Origin of the sequence: Actinophytocola oryzae, from assembly GCF_004364325.1 — a bacterium.
GTDB classification, from domain to species: domain Bacteria; phylum Actinomycetota; class Actinomycetes; order Mycobacteriales; family Pseudonocardiaceae; genus Actinophytocola; species Actinophytocola oryzae.
Genome location: NZ_SOCP01000005.1, coordinates 69,081 through 86,358, shown reverse-complemented (window position 1 = coordinate 86,358; position 17,278 = coordinate 69,081). Strand labels below are relative to the sequence as shown.

General features: G+C 69.3%; 13 protein-coding genes. 8 read left to right on the top strand and 5 right to left on the bottom strand.

The window, feature by feature from the left end; translation table 11 throughout:
- Positions 1–183 precede the first annotated feature (183 nt).
- The gene (locus CLV71_RS15060) at positions 184–888 is read right to left on the bottom strand and encodes a histidine phosphatase family protein (RefSeq protein ID WP_133903383.1); all 705 of its coding nucleotides are present in this window, start codon (positions 886–888) and stop codon (positions 184–186) included.
- A 58-nt stretch (positions 889–946) separates the two neighbouring features.
- Between CLV71_RS15060 and CLV71_RS15055 the strand changes: the two genes are divergently transcribed.
- The 6 genes from CLV71_RS15055 to CLV71_RS15030 all read left to right on the top strand — a co-directional run bounded on the left by CLV71_RS15055 (position 947) and on the right by CLV71_RS15030 (position 7,689).
- A complete protein-coding gene (locus tag CLV71_RS15055) occupies positions 947–1,612 on the top strand; it encodes a PadR family transcriptional regulator (RefSeq protein ID WP_133903382.1) in 666 nt (221 codons plus the stop codon).
- 225 nt (positions 1,613–1,837) lie between these two features.
- Positions 1,838–2,818 (top strand): ABC transporter ATP-binding protein, encoded by a 981-nt coding sequence (locus CLV71_RS15050; protein ID WP_133903381.1) that lies wholly within the window; start codon positions 1,838–1,840, stop codon positions 2,816–2,818.
- Between the two features lie 94 nt (positions 2,819–2,912).
- Positions 2,913–3,689, top strand: coding sequence for an ABC transporter permease (locus CLV71_RS15045; RefSeq protein WP_133903380.1), 777 nt, complete (start codon positions 2,913–2,915; stop codon positions 3,687–3,689).
- An 18-nt stretch (positions 3,690–3,707) separates the two neighbouring features.
- Positions 3,708–4,886 (top strand): methyltransferase, FxLD system, encoded by a 1,179-nt coding sequence (fxlM, locus tag CLV71_RS15040; RefSeq protein WP_166664105.1) that lies wholly within the window; start codon positions 3,708–3,710, stop codon positions 4,884–4,886.
- A 41-nt stretch (positions 4,887–4,927) separates the two neighbouring features.
- Entirely contained in the window at positions 4,928–6,253 is a 1,326-nt protein-coding gene (locus tag CLV71_RS15035) for an MFS transporter (RefSeq protein WP_133903378.1), read from the top strand.
- Positions 6,254–6,270: 17 nt separating this feature from the next.
- Positions 6,271–7,689: a pyridoxal phosphate-dependent decarboxylase family protein gene (locus tag CLV71_RS15030; RefSeq protein WP_133903863.1), complete on the top strand. Its 1,419-nt coding sequence runs from the start codon at positions 6,271–6,273 to the stop codon at positions 7,687–7,689.
- Here CLV71_RS15030 and CLV71_RS15025 read toward each other — a convergent pair.
- Positions 7,686–8,195, bottom strand: coding sequence for an Lrp/AsnC family transcriptional regulator (locus CLV71_RS15025; RefSeq protein WP_133903377.1), 510 nt, complete (start codon positions 8,193–8,195; stop codon positions 7,686–7,688). The two genes, CLV71_RS15030 and CLV71_RS15025, sit on opposite strands and share 4 nt — an antisense overlap.
- 95 nt (positions 8,196–8,290) lie before the next feature.
- Here CLV71_RS15025 and CLV71_RS15020 point away from each other — a divergent pair, with 95 nt between their 5' ends.
- Complete coding sequence (locus CLV71_RS15020) at positions 8,291–9,472, top strand: MFS transporter (RefSeq protein ID WP_243866467.1); 1,182 nt, start codon at positions 8,291–8,293, stop codon at positions 9,470–9,472.
- Here the strand turns inward: CLV71_RS15020 and CLV71_RS15015 are convergent.
- Entirely contained in the window at positions 9,384–10,358 is a 975-nt protein-coding gene (locus tag CLV71_RS15015) for a transcriptional regulator (protein WP_133903375.1), read from the bottom strand. The two genes, CLV71_RS15020 and CLV71_RS15015, sit on opposite strands and share 89 nt — an antisense overlap.
- Positions 10,359–10,487: 129 nt before the next feature.
- Between CLV71_RS15015 and CLV71_RS15010 the strand changes: the two genes are divergently transcribed.
- Entirely contained in the window at positions 10,488–11,276 is a 789-nt protein-coding gene (locus tag CLV71_RS15010; protein ID WP_133903374.1) for an IclR family transcriptional regulator, read from the top strand.
- On the opposite strand, the gene CLV71_RS15005 is transcribed toward CLV71_RS15010, so the two are convergent.
- Positions 11,273–15,127 carry a leucine-rich repeat domain-containing protein gene (locus CLV71_RS15005; RefSeq protein WP_133903373.1) on the bottom strand — a complete coding sequence of 1,285 codons (3,855 nt, stop codon included), beginning with the start codon at positions 15,125–15,127 and terminating at the stop codon, positions 11,273–11,275. The two genes, CLV71_RS15010 and CLV71_RS15005, sit on opposite strands and share 4 nt — an antisense overlap.
- Before the next feature lie 27 nt (positions 15,128–15,154).
- Positions 15,155–16,834, bottom strand: a complete 1,680-nt coding sequence (locus CLV71_RS15000) for a leucine-rich repeat domain-containing protein (RefSeq protein WP_166664104.1) — start codon at positions 16,832–16,834, stop codon at positions 15,155–15,157.
- Positions 16,835–17,278 lie beyond the last annotated feature (444 nt).

Genomic DNA, 17,278 nt, shown 5'->3' with positions numbered 1-17,278 from the left:
CGCCGCCCGACGCCCGACCCCCGTCTGGAAGCGTGGGATGAAAGACAGGGGCTGGGTGTGAGAACAAGACTGAGGGACGGCGGACAAAGCCGCAACCGCAGAATGCAGGATTACCTGATCGGGTGGGCTGTGTAACTTTCGGAAAAATGCGTGTGAATGCCGTGCCTCCACCACGGGATACGGCTACTCCAGCGGCTCGGCACGCATCGTGAAGCGGGTGTCGAGGTGGGCCGTGTCGTTGAAGCGCCGCACGAGCCACCGCGGGCCCCACACGACGAGCTGCGTGATCGACGCGTTGTCGGCGTCGGTGAACGCGAACGGCCGTGCGCCGGTGGCCATCGACACGACCTGGCCGATCACGCCGCCGTGGGTGAAGACCGCAATCCGCCGGTCGGTGTGCCTGGCGGCCAGCCGTTCGATCGACTCCCTGAGCCGGTCGGCGAGCGCCTCGGTCGACTCGGCGCCGGGGATCACGTCCCAGCGTTCCTTCTCGAACATCTCCACCGCGACCGGATGGTGCTCGGCGACGCGGATGCGGAACAGGCCGCCCTCCCACTCGCCGAGCATGACCTCCCTCAGCGCCGGTTCGACGACCGGCGTGATGCCGAGCCGCGCGGCCAGCGGCGCCGCCGTCTGCTGCGTGCGCACCAGGTTCGTCACGTAGATGCCGTCGAGCTTCTCGTGGGCCAGCCGTTCGGCGACCCGCACGGCCTGCTCCTCGCCGAACGGTGCGAGCGGCGGGTCGCCCTGTCCGTCCACGAGGGCGAAGGGCCGGTCCTCGCGGGCGGGCTGGGACTCGCCGTGCCTGACCAGCAGGATCTCGGTGGCGCCTTCCGGGAGGGAGAAACGGTGCTGTCGGTACTCGGGTGGGTTGCTCACAACCCCCATTGAACACGTGCGCCGGGGCGAATACTTGGCCTCGAATATTTGAGCTAAGCTCACGGGCATGGGCAAGCGAAAGGTGGCCAACCCGCTCGCGCTCGCCGTGCTCGCCTTGCTCGCCGAGAAGCCGATGCACCCCTACGAGATGTCGAGCACGCTGCGGGAACGGGCCAAGGAGCAGAGCATCAAGCTCAACTACGGCTCGCTGTACTCGGTGGTCGAATCGCTGGTGCGGCACAAGCTCATCGAGGTGCGGGAGACCGTCCGCGACGGCCGCAGGCCGGAGCGCACGGTCTACGCGATCACCGAGCCCGGCCGGATCGAGCTGGTCGACTGGATGAGCGAGCTGCTCGCCGTGCCGGTCAAGGAGTACCACCAGTTCGAGGCCGCGCTGTCGCTGATGCCGGTGCTCTCGCCGGACGAGGTCGTGCGGCTGCTGGAGACCCGTCGCACCCGGCTGGACGCCGAGATCGCCGCCAACGACGGCATTTTCGCCCAGATGGCCGCACGCGGCATGCCCTACCTGTGGATGATCGAGGCCGACTACGCGCAGGTGCTCAGGCGGGCCGAGCGCGAGTTCGTCGTGAGCACGATCGAGCGCCTGAAGAAGGCGGAGATGCCCGAGATCCAGGCGTGGAGGCGCGCGCACGAGATCTCGGACGGCGTGCCCGGCGAGGCCGACTGGAGCCGCGCCTTCGACGAGTTGGGCGTCAACTGGCACCTCGACTGACACCACTATTGACGTCACGCTGACGCCACGAGCATACTCGACTTCGGATATACGAGGGGAGACCCGAAACACGACACTGGCCGGGTGCGCCAACACCCGGCCAGTGACAGAAACCCAGGCTCGGCTGCACACCGGCTCCAGGTGCCCTCTTGCGACAGGCACTGTCCAGGATAGCCGTGCGTGCGGACCGGCCTGGTTTGTCCACAACCAGGAGGAGAGCGTCCGATGACGCATGCGATCGAGGCCATGGACCTCGTGAAGAAGTACGGGCAGGTCACGGCCCTCGACGGGCTGAGTTTCACCGTGCCCGCCGGCACCGTGTTCGGCCTGCTCGGGCCCAACGGCGCCGGCAAGTCCACCACCATCAGGATCCTCACCACGCTGTCCACGCCGACCAGCGGCACCGCCACGGTGGCAGGCATCGACGTGCTCGGCCACCCGAACGAGGTGCGTCGCGCGATCGGTGTCGTGACGCAGGCGTCGGGCACGGACCCGCAGGCCACCGGCAGGGAGAACCTGCTGCTGGTGGCACAGATCCACGGCATGCGCGGCCGCGCCGCGAAGTCGCGGGTCGACGAGCTGCTGGCCCTGTTCGGCCTGACCGACGCCGCGAACCGGCTGGCCAAGCAGTACTCCGGGGGCATGCAGCGCAAGCTCGACGTCGCCATGGGGCTGGTCCACCGCCCCTCGGTCCTGTTCCTCGACGAGCCGACGACCGGCCTCGACCCGCAGGCCCGCAGCGAGATGTGGGCGGAGATCGCGCGGCTGGCCAGGCACGAGCGCCTGACGATCCTGCTGACCACGCACTACCTCGAGGAGGCCGACCACCTCGCCGACCACCTGGTGATCGTCGACAGGGGCCGCCTGGTGGCCCAGGGTAGCCCGGAGGAGCTGAAGAGCGAGCTGCGTGGCGACGCCGTCGTGATCGACCTGTCCCCGGACGCGTCGGTCGACGCGGCGCGCACCGCGATCGAGGGGATGGCGGGCACGAGGGAGATCACGGTCTCGGGCCGCTCGATCCGCACGCGGGTCGACCACGGCGCGAGCGCCGTCCCCGCGGCGCTCGCGGCACTGGAGCGCTCGTCGGTGCCGGTGGCGGCCGTCACGGTGGCGAGGCCGGCCCTCGACGACGTGTACCTGCGTTACACGGGCCGCACCTTCGCCTCGGCCGACGCGGCCCAGGAGAAGGTGGAGGCGGCCAGGTGACCACTTTCACGCTCTCGCTCCGGCTGGTCGGCGCACTCGTCGCCACCAGGGAGCCCGCCACCAGGACCGAAGCCACGCCGAAGGAGCAGACCCGATGACGACCCTCGCGCCGCACAGCGGGTACCTCACCCAACGGCTCGTCAGGGGCATGCTGCGGCAGCCCGCGTTCGTGGTGATCATGCTGATCCAGCCGATGATCTGGCTGCTCCTGTTCGGGCAGCTGTTCAAGCGGATCGTCGAGCTGCCGGGGTTCGCCACCGGGTCCTACATCGACTTCCTCACGCCGGGGGTCGTGATCATGACCGTGCTGTTCACGAGCGGCTGGTCCGGCATGGCTTTCATCGACGACATGGACCGCGGGGTCATGGACCGGATGCTCTCCTCGCCGGTCAGCAGGGGCGCGATGATGCTCGCCTCGGTGCTCAACCAGGCGGTCACGATCCTCGTGCAGGGGGTCGTCGTCGTGCTCGTCGGGCTCGCGCTCGGCGCCGAGTTCGCCGGGGGGATCGTCGGCATCCTCGTGATGTTCCTCGCCGCCATCCTGCTCGCGGCCTCGTTCTCCTGTCTGTCCAACGGGATGGCGTTGATCGTCCGGACGGGTGAGTCCCTGATCGGGTTCTCCACCATGCTCACCCTGCCGCTGTCGTTCCTGTCCTCGGCGATGATGGCCCGCGAGGCGGCACCGGCCTGGATCCAGACCGTGTCCTCGTACAACCCGGTCGACTGGGCGGTGGTTGCCGCAAGGCAAGCGCTGTCCACGGATCCTGACTGGTCAGCCGTCTTCCTGCGGCTCGGCGGCCTGTTCGCCGTCGCGGTCGTCACCGGCTTCATCGCGACCCGGGCGTTTCGGTCCTACCAGAGATCCCTCTGACGCTGGCAGCATTGGCTGGTGCCCGTTGAGCTGAACGCCCTGCGGCAACACCTGGTCGACCAGGTGCGCGAGCAGGGCGCCGCGACCGACCCCATCGTTCTCGACGCGTTGCGAACCGTGCCGAGACACCTCTTCCTCCCGGACCTGCCACCCGAGCAGGCCTACCGGGACGAGGCGATCGTCACCAAACGCGACGAGGGTGGGCGGCCGATCAGCTCGTCCTCCCAGCCGACGATCATGGCGATCATGCTCGACCAGCTGGCCGTCCGGCGCGGCCAGCGCGTGCTGGAGATCGGTGCGGGCACCGGCTTCAACGCGGCCCTGCTCGCCCACATGGTCGGCGAGCAGGGCCGCGTCACGAGCGTCGACCTCGACGAGGACACCGTCGAGCGAGCCCGTGAGAACCTCGACGCCGCCGGTTGCCAGGACGTTGTCCTGGTGACCGGCGACGGCTCGCTCGGCCACGCGGACGGCGCGCCGTACGACCGGATCATCGCCACCGTGGGCGTGTGGGATCTCGCCCCGGCCTGGCGGGACCAGCTGGCGCCCGGTGGGCGGCTGGTGGTCCCGCTGGACCTGCGTGGCGTGCAGCGCACGGTCGCGTTCGAAGTGGACGGCGACCACTGGACCAGCCTGTCCGCGCAGCCGTGCGGGTTCATGCGCATGCGTGGCCCCTTCGCCGGGCCGGAGCGCAGCTTCCTGGTCGGCGAGACGGTCACGCTCAGCCTGCCGGAGGACCGCGACGTCGACGCCGCCGCGCTCGCGGACGTCCTCGCCGAGGCGCCCGCGGTCGCGGGCACCGGCACGGCACCGAGTGCGAACGACCTGTTCGACGGGTTCAGCCTGTGGCTGGCCGTCCGCGAGCCCCGCTGGTGCTCGCTGTCCGAAGTGGCCGGCGCGGACTCCCCGCTGCTGCGTGCCGCGCCGCTGACCGCGCCGGAGTCGAGGGTGACGGCCGGGATCCTCGGCGACGACGGCGTCGCGCTGCTCAGCAGGACCGACGGCGAGCTGACCGTGCTCGGCTACGGCAACGAGGCCGTCGCGAACGACCTCCTCGTCCACGTGCGTGCCTGGGAGAGCGCGGGCAGGCCGGGCACCGGCAGCCTGCGCGTCGACGCCTACCCGGCCGGCGTGTCCGTTCCGGACGGGGGAACCGTGTTGGAAAAGGGGGAGTGCCGTCTCATCCTGACGTGGTAGGGCTGGACGCCGTCCGGCACTGACCGTAGGGTTTGCGGGCAATGACGAATACCTCTCACGTTCCGGTCGGGGACCGGCTGACCGGACGCCTTCGGTTCGGTTACTCGCTCGGGTCGTTGGCGACCGGTGCGTTCGGCACGGTGCCGGGACTACTGCTCCTGCCGTACCTGACCGACACGCTCGGCGTGCCCGCGTCGGTGGCGGGGCTGCTCGTGCTGCTGCCGAAGGCGTGGGACGTCGTGTTCAACCCGGTCGCCGGGCGGATCAGCGACCGCACCACGGGCAGGCTCGGCGCCCGCAGGCCCTACCTCATCTATGGCGGCGTCGCGCTCGCGATCTGTTTCGCGGCGCTGTTCGCCGGCCCGGACACCGGTTCGGCCACGGTGGACGCGCTGTACGTGGCGGTCGTGTTCCTGTTGTGCGCCACGGCGTTCGCGTTCTTCCAGGTGCCCTACAACGCGTTGCCCGCCGAGCTGACGACGAGCCCGACCGAGCGGACGAGCCTCACCGCGTGGCGGATCGCCGTGCTCGCCGTCGCCATCCTGATCAGCGGCGCCGGCGCACCCGCCGTGCGCGACGCGTTCGGTGGTCTGGCCGGCTACCGGGTCATGGGCATCGGGGTCGGCGTGCTGATCCTGCTCGGCTCGGTCGCCGTGTTCGTCGGCACCGCGCGGGCGAGGGTCGTGCCGCCGCTGCCGTCGGTGGCCGGCTGGCGCGAGACCGTCGCCGCCGTACGGGACTGCCGCCCCTTCCGCGTGCTGCTGACCGCGTTCGTGATCCAAGCGGTCGGCATCGGCACGCTGCTGGCGGGTGTGGACTACCTCGCCAGGGTCGCGCTCGGCGACAAGTCGTGGCAGCCGCTGCTGTTCGCCGCCTTCGTGGCGCCCGCGCTGCTCGTGATGCCGGTGTGGCAACGGTTCGCGGCCAGGCACGGCAAGCGCCTCGGTTACGTGGTCTCGACGTTCGTGTTCGCGGTCGGGATGTGCGGCGCGTTGTTCGCGCGGGTGCTGCCGCCGGTCGCGATCGTGGTGTTCGTGGCGGCGGCCGGGGTCGGCTACGCGGGGCTGCAGGTGTTCCCGCTGTCGCTCCTGCCGGACGTCATCAGCGCGGAGGAGAAGCGCACCGGCCAGGTCCGCGCGGGCGTGTTCGCCGGCGTGTGGACGGCCGGGGAGACGCTCGGCCTCGCGCTGGGACCAGGGTTGTACGGGTTGGTCCTGTCCCTCGGCGGGTACGTCTCGTCGGCAGGCGAGGAAGTCGCCCAGCCGTCGAGTGCTGTCACCGCCGTCGTCGTCGGGGTCGGCCTGATCCCGGCCGTGTTCGCGCTCGCGGCGCTGCCGTTGTTGCGGCGCAAGGAGTTGTTCGCGTGAGCCTGCCCACCGCCGGTCTGCCGGCCGACCGGATCCTCGACGACCTGCGTGCCTTACGCGCGGGCGACCTGCCGACGCACGGCGGCAGGACGCTCGCGTACGTGTACGACAGTGGTCTGTCCGGTCTGGACGAACTCGCCGCGGGCGCGCACGCGCTCGCCAGCTCCACCAACGGCCTCGACCCGACGGCGTTCCCCAGCCTGCTGCGGATGGAGAACGACATCGTGGCGGCGGCGTCGGCGCTGCTCGGTGGCGGCCCGGCCACCGTGGGCACCGTGACCTCCGGCGGCACCGAGAGCTGCATGCTCGCGGTGCACGCGGCCCGCGCGTCCCGCGGGGACGTCACGCGGCCGAGGATCGTCGTGCCCTCGACCGCGCACGCCGCGTTCCACAAGGCGGCGCACTACTTCCACGTCGAGGTGGCGACCGTGCCGGTGTCGCCGGACACGTTCACCGCGGACCCCGAGGCGATGGCGGCGGCCATCGACGACCGGACGGTCCTGGTCGTGGTGAGCGCCCCCTCGTACGCGCACGGCGTGGTCGACCCGGTGGTCCCGGTCGCGGCGGCGGCGAGGGAGCGGGGCGTCCGGTGCCACGTGGACGCGTGCATCGGCGGCTGGGTGCTGCCGTACTTCCGCGCCCTCGGCGAGGACGTGCCGGACTTCGACCTCTCGGTGCCCGGCGTCACCAGCCTGTCGGTCGACCTGCACAAGTACGCCTACTGTCCGAAGGGGACGTCGGTGCTCCTGCACGCCGATGCGGACCTGCGGCGGCCACAGTTCTTCGCGAGCGCGTCGTGGCCGGGTTACACGATGCTGAACTCGACGCTCCAGTCGACACGGTCCGGCGGCCCGCTGGCGGCGGCGTGGGCGGTGCTGAACCACCTCGGCGACGACGGGTACCGGTCGCTTGCCTCGACCGTGCTGTCGGCGACCCGCACGCTGCGTGCCGGCATCGCCACCATGGACGGCCTGCGGCTGCAGGGCGATCCCCGCTCGACACTGCTGTCGGTCGCGGCGGACGCCGACGACTTCGACGTGTTCACGGTCGCCGACGAGATGACCGAGCGGGGCTGGTACCTGCAGCCGCAGTTCGGCTTCGAGTCGTCCGCGCCGAACCTGCACCTGACGGTGACGGCCGCGAACCACGGCACCGAGGAGCTGCTGCTTGCCGACCTCGCGGCGGCGGTGGCGTCGGCTCGGCGGTCCGGCCCGGTGACGATGGGCCCCGAGGTGACGTCGACCATCGCGGGCCTCGACCCTGCCGAGCTGACCCCGGAGGCATTCGGCGCACTGCTGGCGATGGCAGGCATGACGAAGGTGGCCGCACCGAAGCGGATGGCCGAGGTGAACGCCATGCTGGCCGTGGCGCCCCCACCTCTGCGGGAACGGCTACTGGTGGAGTTCCTGAGCGTCCTGTACACGCCAGGCTCCTAGGGGCGTCTGGCCCAGCCTTCTGCCGGGGTGGCGTGCGGGAAGTTCTCGTCAGGCGGCTCCACGGGCCCGCCATCGTACTGGGTGGACAGGACCACAGAGGTACGCGTCTCGCCGTGTTTGTCGAGGCGTTCGAACAGGCCCTCCAGATGGGCCAGGGTCGCGGCCCTGACCTTGATCATCGTGCAGTGGTCGCCGCTCAGCTTGTGGACCTCGACGATCTCGGGGTAGTCGGTCGGCGCGCTGGTCCTCAGCAGGCAGCTGCCGAGGCTGCACTGCAGCTGCACGAACGCCATGATCGGGTACCCGGCCTGCCGCGCGTCCACCTCGGCCCGGTAGCCGGTGATCACGCCGCTCTCCTCCATGCGCCGCACCCGCTCGGCCACCGCGGGCGCCGACAGGTTCACCCGGCGACCCAGCTCCTTGAACGACAGGCGCCCGTCGGACTGCAGTTCCGCGAGCAGGCGCCAGTCGAGGGTGTCCAGGGGCTTTTCCGAACGAAAGGTCATCCCGCCCATCTTCCTTTCGATTCGTTGGTCAGGCGGCCAGTATGCCTGCCGAAAGCCGTTCAGGAAGTGCTCCTTCGACGCCTAGCGTCAGACGCATGAGATCCCTGTTCGCCGGTGTCGCGGCGGTCAACACGGCCATGGCGGGCGCCAGCACGGCCGCCACCCTCATCGCCAACGATGCCGCGGGCCCCGGCTGGAGCGGTGTCCCCAACGCGTTCAGCGTCCTCGGTACCGCCGCGGGCACGCTCACCGCGGGCCAGCTCATCGCCAGGCACGGCAGCCGCACCGTCGTCCGCGGCCTCTACGGCGCGGCGGTGGTCGGCGCGCTCGTCGCCTTCGCCGCGGCCACCACGCACACGATGGTCGTGCTCATCGTCGGGATGTTCCTGCTGGGCCTGGGAAACGGCGCCGCGCAGCTGTCCCGCTACCTCGCGGCGGAGGGGGTTCCCACGCACCGCAAGGGGTTCGCCATCGCCATGATCGTCTGGGCCGGCACGGTCGGTGCCGTCGTCGGGCCGACGCTCATCGCCCCCGGCGCCGGACTCGCCACCACGCTCGGGTTTCCGGCACTCGCCGGGCCGGTGCTCGTCGCCGTCGTGATGACCGCCGTCGCGTTCGGCGCGGCCACCACCCTCCGGCGCACCCCCGCACCGCCCGCCCGGCGGACGTCACTGTCCGCGCTCAGGACCCCGGTCGTGCTGGCCCCGCTCGTCTCGATGGTGTGCGCCCAGCTCACCATGGTCGCGATCATGTCCATGACCTCGCTGCACATGGCCGCCCACGGGCTCGAGGTGCTCGGCGTCGTGCTCTCCGTGCACATGATCGGCATGTTCGCGCTGGCCCCGCTGTCCGGCAGGCTCACCGACCGCTTCGGTGGCCGCGCGGTGATCTACCTCGGCATCGGGTGCCTCGCCGTCGCTGCCGTCGCGGCGTTCGGGGCCGGTGACGTCGCCGGGTTGTCGGTCGCGATGTTCCTGCTCGGGTACGGCTGGAACCTCGTGTTCGTCGGCGGTTCGGCGATCCTGTCCCGTGAGCTGCCCGAGGACCAGCGCATCCAGCTGCAGGGCGCGGTCGACGGCGTGGTGTGGGGCACCTCCGCGCTCGCGAGCCTCGGCGCGGGTCTCCTTTTCGGCGTCGGCGGCTACCAGCTGGTCGCGGTCGTCGGCGGGCTGCTGGCGCTGGTGCCGGTCACCGTGCTGGCCCGGCGGCCAGCGCCAGCCGAACCAGTGCCGCTCCCGCGGCCTGCATCGGCAGCCCCTCGATCGAGTCCTGAGTGAACGGTCGCATCGAGACAGCGCCCTCGTCGTTGACCGCCACCCTCGACCCGAAGATCTCGTCGAACACGGCCGTTTCGACGACCACCCGCACGAGCAGGTCGGTCGCGAACGTCAGGGGGTCGACGCCGAGGCCGAGCACGTCGGCCGTGACGGAGCCGTCGGCGAGTGCCTCGGTCATCGCGACCGCGAACGGCCAGGTCCCGTAGTCCGGCGCCGTGACCTCCGGCTCGCCGAGCAGTTCTTCGGCGTACTCACGCAGCAGGAACCGCCACAGGTCGAAGTCGCCGGGTCCCGAGGACTGGAACACCCCGACCGGCACGACCTGGTAGAGCCCGCCCGCGTGCCCGACCTTCGCCGGGTCGCGCCAGTGGAGCAGGAACTGGTCGTCGCCGCGGCGCGTCAGGGCGGAGACGGCCAGGTTGGCGGGCCGCCCGCGGAGATCGGTCGGATCGCCGACGGCGTCACGCAGCGGGGTGGGTGTGCCGGCGAGCAGGGCCGAGGCGTACTCGTGCGCGGCGGCCTCCCCGGTGTCGATGGAGTCGAAGTACCGGCCGTCGCCGAACACCAGTGAGGCGGTCCCGGCCAGGTCGGCGTCGAGCAACCGCCAGGTCGGCCGGTTCTCGAACACGGTCGGCGCGTCCATCGCCGTCATCGCCGCCGAGTAGCTGGGGTAGGCGGGGTCACCGGAGGCCGGAGGCAGGTCCCACGGCGGTGCCTGCGTGAACGAGATCCGCACCGAGGACAGCGGCACCGGCTCGGGCGGCACCCACGCAGGGCGGGACAGCAGCGGCGTCCCGGCGAGGCCGGGCGGGAACCCGGCCGCCAGCTCGTAGCGGTGCGCCCGCAGGTGGGACCGCACCGCCTCCCACGCCGGCTGGCTGTGCATACCGGCCATTGTGCCGTCGGCGGTCCCGCAACCGGAGGTGAGTCTCCGACCTGCCGTGGTGCGTGAACCTGACGTAGTGTCGCTGGGGGGCACGCGGACCAGGTGTGCCGTCCCGGGGAGGTGCGTCGGTTGACCGAACCGAGTGGGTTGATCGGATCGGCGCAGCGTGCGCTGCGGGTGCTGGACATCGTCGGCTCGGCGGGCGACGGCATCACCGCGAAGGCGGTCGCGCGGCAGGCCGGTTACAACCTGTCCACCACCTACCACCTGCTGAACACACTGGTCCACGAGGGCTACCTGGTCAGGCTCGGCCACGGGCGCGGCTTCGGCCTCGGCTACAAGGTCGGGGTCCTCTACCAGAGCCTGTGCGCCGAGCTGGACGTCGGCCAGGAGCTGCGCGACGAGCTGCACCACCTGCACCTGCGGGCCGAGGCGGCCGCCTACTACACGGTCTTCCGCGAGACGGACATCGTGGTCGCCGCGGTGGCCGACTCCCCGGCCCACCCGCGCGCGACCCCACTGGACTTCGGCTTCCACGAGGCCGCGCACGCCACCGCCTTCGGCAAGGTCCTGCTGGCGTCCCTGCCCCGTCGGGACCGCCGCGAGTACCTGGCGGGCGCGGGCATGCCCCGGCTCACCGCGAGGACGACGGTCCGGGCGGTCGACCTGGACACCGAGCTGGAACACGTGTCGCGCACCGGCATGGCCGCCGAGATCGAGGAGTTCCGACCGGAGCTGGCCTGCCTGTCGGCCCCGGTCACGGACGCGACGGGCCGCGTGACCGGCGCGGTGGCGTTCTCGGTCCCGTCGACGAACTTCGCCTCCCGGCGCCTGCACCTCGAACGTGCGGTCAGGTCAGGCGCCGCCCGCTTCGCCGACCTGCTGGCGAAGCGGCCGTCACTCATCTCCGGTCTCTAACCACGCGGCCGGTACCCGGCGACGTGCTGGTCGCACAGGTAGAGCGTGAGTCCTTCCGGCGTCATCGTCCGGGAAAGCCCACCCCAGCGCTGGTCGGGATCGAGCTTGGTCAGATTCGCCAGGAGCGCGCGGTAGTCAGCGTCGTTGACGGCCCGTGCGGCGGGCGCCGGGTCCGTGTCGTCCGCCTTGGTCAGCTCCGGTTTGTGGGACACCTCGTCCGGCAGCTGGCCGACCAGCTCCTTCATGAGGTCCACGTCGGCCTTGACCTGCTCGTCCAGCTTGTCCACCGCCACCCCGAGCACCGGCCCGAACAGCGGGCCGACGTGCTTGAGCACCTTCAGCAAGTGCTGGACGTACGGGCCGAGTTTGCGCAGCCACTCGGCGGGCTGGGTGATCGGGTAGCACCCGGCGGGTTCGGGAAGCCGGTGCCACGCACCGGGCTCCTCGCAGTAGAGCCGCAGCTCGTAGGCGCTCCCGGTGACTCTCTTCCTGGTCGACACGATCGCGAACACGCTGGGGCAGCGTGTTTCCTGCTGCGCCTGGAGCTGGCGCTGCATCTTCAGGAAGATTCGCTGGGCGTAGGCGCCCTGCTCCTCGATCCTCGTGAGCGCGGACGCCATCTGGTCGAGGCTCATCCGGGTGGCGTCGCGTTCGGACGGCGCCAGCCCGTACAGCAGCTCCGTCACGGACACATCCTCGCCGGACCGGTGACACTCGATGGTGTCCTTGGGTGGCGTCCGCGCCATCCGGTTACTCAGGTTCTCGTAGTCGAACAGCTCCTGGCACCCGGTCGTGCACCGGCAGGGCACCTGACGGGTGATCTGCAGACCGGGAAACCGCTCGAGGGTCAGGTTGAGCCCGTCGTCCAGCACGGAGAAGAACGCGGCGGGCATCGGCCCACGCACCGCCAGCTCGACGACGTTGCGGTGCGTGTCGGCACGGACGAGCGCGAGGTGTTGTCCATCGCCGTGCCCGAGCAGCGCCCCGGTCCGCCAGTGCTTCCGCTTGCTGAACCGGTGCTCGCGCGCGATGAACCAGGTGGGGATCCCGGGTGGCATCGTGTTGAGCCGGTAGAGGACCTGGATCTCCCGGGTGTTCTCCCGGAGTCCGATCTCGGCCCACTCCGCCTCGTACTCGGGTGGGTTCCACTGCAGACGCTCCACCACGAGGCTGAGGTCGTCGGCCTGGCCGCCCTGGATGCGGTACGACAGGTCGTACTTGTCCATCATGCGTAGGAAGTGGTCCCGCAGGCCCGGGTCGAGGTCGGCCCACAGCTCGTTGAGGTGGCGCCTGGTCAGCAACCCGTGCGCGTCGGCGACCTCGTCGCTGTCGAGCACCATGCTGATGTAGTCGTTGACCCAGCCAGGTTGCAGCACCACTGTTTCCGACAGCTCGGGGTCGTCGCTGTAGTGGAGGATGTCACCAAGCTCGTGCAGGGCGGTCGCGATGAAGCGTTGCAGGGCACCGTCCCGAACGCCTGCCTCGGCCATGATCTTCCACATTCGCGCCGGGGTCACGTGGTTCTCTGGCGTCCTGCGTACGGCGTCCGCCGCGTCCAGCCAGGACGTCGGCCACTCCGAGCCCATGAGTGGCAGTTCGGCGGCCTCTTCCGCGAGCCGCATGCGCAGCTCCCCGAGCCCCTCGCGGGTGGCGTTGTCCACCGTGAGACTGGCGACGATCTTCGGGTACTCCCGTTGCAGCTCGTGGAGCGGCAGGTCGACGGGCCGGTCGCCGACGTGCGTGGCCACCAGCAGGATCGGCGACTTGGGCGCCCGTGCGGTGATGATGTCGAGCCAGTAGCGCAGCTTGCCCTGCTCCCAGCCGGCCCGGGAGCTCCACAGCAGCAGGAACAGTGACCGGTTGGTCAGGAAGAACTGGTGTGTGGCGTGGTAGATCTGCTGGCCACCGAAGTCCCACGCGGACAGTCGCATGTCGACCGGCAGGCGCGGATGTTCGACGGGAAGCCCCTTGATCATCAGCCCGTGCGTGGACTTCTCGTCGGGGTCGTGGGGTTCGCCGTTGAGCGCCCGCACCAGGGAGGTCTTCCCGACACCGCCCTCGCCGACGATCAACAGCTTCGAGAGCCACTGCGTGGAGCTGGACACCTTGCGGTCCCGGATGAACGCCATCAGCGACTCGGACCCCGCTGCCGCGATCTCCGGGGGCGGGTTGACGAGTGGGTTGGCGCTGACGGAGATCTCGGTCAGGTTCGGCAGCTCGGTCAGCCAGTCGGGCAGCGCGGTGAGCCGGTTGTTGTTGGCCTCCAACGTCTTCAGTTCGGTGAGTGCACTCATACCGTCCGGCAGCGCGGTGAGCTCGTTGTTGTCGAGGTACACCTCGGTCAGCTCAAGGAGCCCGGTGATGCTGTCCGGGAGGCCCGTCAGGTCGTTGTCGCTGGCTTCCAGCGTGGTCAACCGGCTCAGAGCGCCGAGATTCTCCGGCAGCTCGGTGAGCCGGTTGTTCTCGAGCCGCAGTTGGTGGAGGCGGGTGAGCCTGGTGAGGCTGTCCGGCAGTGTCGTCAGGTCGTTGCCGTTGAGCCAGAGCATGTCGAGCCGCGTCAGCTCGGCGATCCAGTCCGGCAGGACTGTGAGCTCGTTGTCCGACAAGAAGAGCCTTCTCAGGCTGGTCAGGCTGCCGAGCCACGGCGGCAGCTCGGTCAGCAGGCACTGCTCGAGGCTCAACGACGTGAGTCGTGTCAGGTTGCCGAGGGCGCCGGGCAACTCGCCGAGTGGGTTGTCGTCGATCCACAGCGTCTCAAGGTTGCTGAGCCGTGAGATCCACTCCGGCAGCTCGGTCAGAGAGTTGCGGTTGAGGTAGAGGGTGGTGAGGCCGGTCAGGGTGGCCAGTTCCGTCGGCAGCACGACGACCTCGCAGCCGTTGAGGCTCAGCTTGGTCAGCGTCCTGAGTCCGCCGATGAACTTGGGCAGTCCGTCCAACGGGTTCTCGTCGAGCAGCAGGTCGGTGAGGCGCGAGAGTGAACGGACGGATCGTGGTAGGGCAGTGAGTTGGCAGAAGGCGAGGTTCAGCTCGCGAAGTCTCGTTAGCGATGACAGCTCGTCCGGCAGTGTGGTGATGAAGTTGCCGTTCAGGCTCAACTGCCCGAGTTCGGACAGTTCCCCCAGCCACGGCGGCACCTCCTTCAGGAGATTGTTACCGAGATTCAGCTTTGTCAGACCGGTGAGTCCTGCCAGCTGCGAGGGGATCACGGCAAAGCGACAGTTGTTGAGATCCAGGTGGTCGAGTCCAAGGAGACCGCCGAAGTGACGTGGCAGGGTCACGACCTTGTTGCCACCGAGGTCGAGGCTCACCAGACTGGTGAGAGTCGCGACCGCGTCCGGCACGGTGGTGAGCTGGTTGTCGGCGATGTCCAGCGCGGACAGAACGGCGAGGTTCGCGATGCTGGGCGGCAGGTTCGTGAGCCGGTTGCCTCGGACCTTCAGGTCGGTCAGCCCGGTCAGTTCGCCGAGCCAGCCGGGTAGCTCGGTGATCGCGTTGTCGTGAAGATGCAGGCCGGTGAGGCCGGTCAGGCGGGCGATCCACGCTGGCGCCGAGTCGAGACCGCACTCGCCAAGGGAGAGTCTGGTGAGCCGGTGGAGGTTGCCCAACTCGGCAGGCAGGTCGGCCTTGATGTGGCTCAGTTGCAGCTCGGTGAGACCGTTCAGCTCCCCGAACCAGCGAGGGATCTCGAGAATCTCGTTGTCGACGAGGCTGATGCCTGCCAGGCGCGTCATCCGGGCCAGCTCCGCGGGCACCTCGGTGAGCTTGTTGCTGTCCAGGTACAGGTGCGTGAGGCACACGAGGCGGGGGAACCACGTCGGCAGCCCGGTCAGCTCGTTGCTTTCGAGCCACAATCGCTCAAGGCCAGTCAGGGCGGCGACTCAGTCTGGGAGCGTGCGCAGGCGGGCGTTGCGGATGCCCAGCTTGGTGAGGCCCGTGAGCGCTCCCAGCTCGTCCGGCAGTTCACGCAGGCTGTTGTTGTTCAGGTGCAGCACTGTCAGCTCGGTGAAGTCGCCGAGCCAGCGGGGCACCTCGATCAGCTGGTTGTTGCCGAGCCACAGCTCGGTGAGACCGGTCAGGCGGGCGAGCCACGTTGGTACCTCGGTGAGCCCGCAACCGCCGATGCCCAGCACCTCGAGGCCCGTCAAGTTCCCGAGCCAGTCGGGCAGGCCACGGAGGTTGTTGGAGTCCAGGTCGAGGCGGGTCAGCTCTGTCGCCGTCGCGAGCCAGTTGGGCAGTGTCTTGAACCTGTTCAGCCCTAGCCTCAGCTTGGCTACAGGTGGCAGCGGCGGCAGGTCAGTGAGGCAGTTACCGGTTAGATCGAGCGTCGTGAGGTTGGTGAGCCGAGGAAGCCAGTCTGGCAGCTCGTTCAGCTGGTTGGCATTGAGGTACAGATGCCGCAGCTCGGTGAGGCGGCCTACCCAGGCGGGTACGGTCGTGAGCTGGCATGCGCCGAGATTCAGGTGGGTCAGGTTCGACAGTTCGCCCAGCCTGCCCGGTAGTTCGGTGAACCTGTTCTTGTGCAACCACAGCTGGGTCAAACCGGTCAGATCGGCCATCCAGTCGGGTAGCTCGGTGAGCCAGTTGTGGTTGAGCCACAGGTCGGTCAGGCTGGTCAGGTTCGCGATCCAGTCCGGCACGGCGGTCAGTCGGCAGCCGCCGACGGCGAGTATCCGCAGATTTGGGAGGTCGCCCAGGCTGCTCGGCAACTCGGTGAACCTGTTGTCGTGCAGGTAGAGCTTTGTCAGTCCGGTCAGGCCGCCGAGCCAGTCGGGTAGTTCGGTGAACCGATTGCTGTCCAGCTGCAGTTCGGTCAGCTCTGCCAGGTTCCGCATCCGCTCCGGTAATCGGGTGAGGCGGTTGGCGCTGAGGCGCAGTTTGGCCAGCGCGATGAGGTCCCCGAGCCAGTCAGGTAACTCGGTGAGCCCGTTGCCGCGCAGGGTGAGCTCGGTGAGGCTCGTGAGGTTGGCGAGCTGGTCGGGCACCCGGCCGAGGGCCCAGCCGCCGATGTTCAGGCCGGTCAGCTCCGTCAGCCCGCCGAGCCAGACGGGTAACTCACCGAGGCGGACACCCTCCAGGAGCAACTTTGTCATGCCGGTCCGCTCGCCGAGCCAGTCCGGCAGTTCGCTGAGTGGGTTGGCGTCGAGGTTCAGCTCGGTCAGCTCGGTGAGCGCACACAGTCCTGGCGGCAGCGTGGTCAGGCGGTTCGCGTCGATGTCGAGGCGGCGCAGGTTCGTCAGGGTGCCGAGCCAGTCCGGTAGTGCGGCGAGACGGTTGCTGCCCAGGCGGAGGTCGGTCAGCTCGCCCAGGCCGGCCAGCCACTCCGGCACCCGCTCCAGGCGGCAGGCGTCCAGGTTGAGGGTCGTCAGGCCGGTGAGGGTGCCCAGCCAGTCGGGCAGTTCGGTGAAGCGGTTGCCGTCGAGGTTCAGCTCGGTCAGGTTCCTGAGCGTGGCGAGCTGAGAGGGGACCTCGCGCAGCTTCAGGTCACTCAGATCCAGCTTCCCGGTGGTGGCTGCTTCCTCGACGCGACGGACGACTTCTTCGTGAGCGTCGAATGGCATGCGGCTCCCCAGGCTGGATTTGTGCCAACCAGCGTAGTGGAGGCCACGTTCCGAAAGCTGACAAAAACGTGACGGAAAGTGAAGGTCCTCGGCGGCAACGGTGGATACGTTCCTGTATCCCCGGGCGGCTGGCGTTGGGCCGTTCGAGGGAGAAGCAATATTCACCCTGTCGGGGGCCCTCGTAAGTGAATTGCACATGAACACACACGGTTCGTATGCATGTGCAGTGGCATCGGCCACATGGCCCAGCTGACTGGGTGTAGTCGTCCATTCAGCGATTTATACGGACCGTTCATCGTTCGAGTCAGTGGGTCACGGGCATGTAACAAGATCAATAAGAGAAGATGGATGAGCGCCTGGGGACACAAGCCGATCTACCCCGAACGTGGCCCCCGACAAAGGGACCGCGTAACCGTCTCGTGCGCCAGGCGTTATCACCGAAAC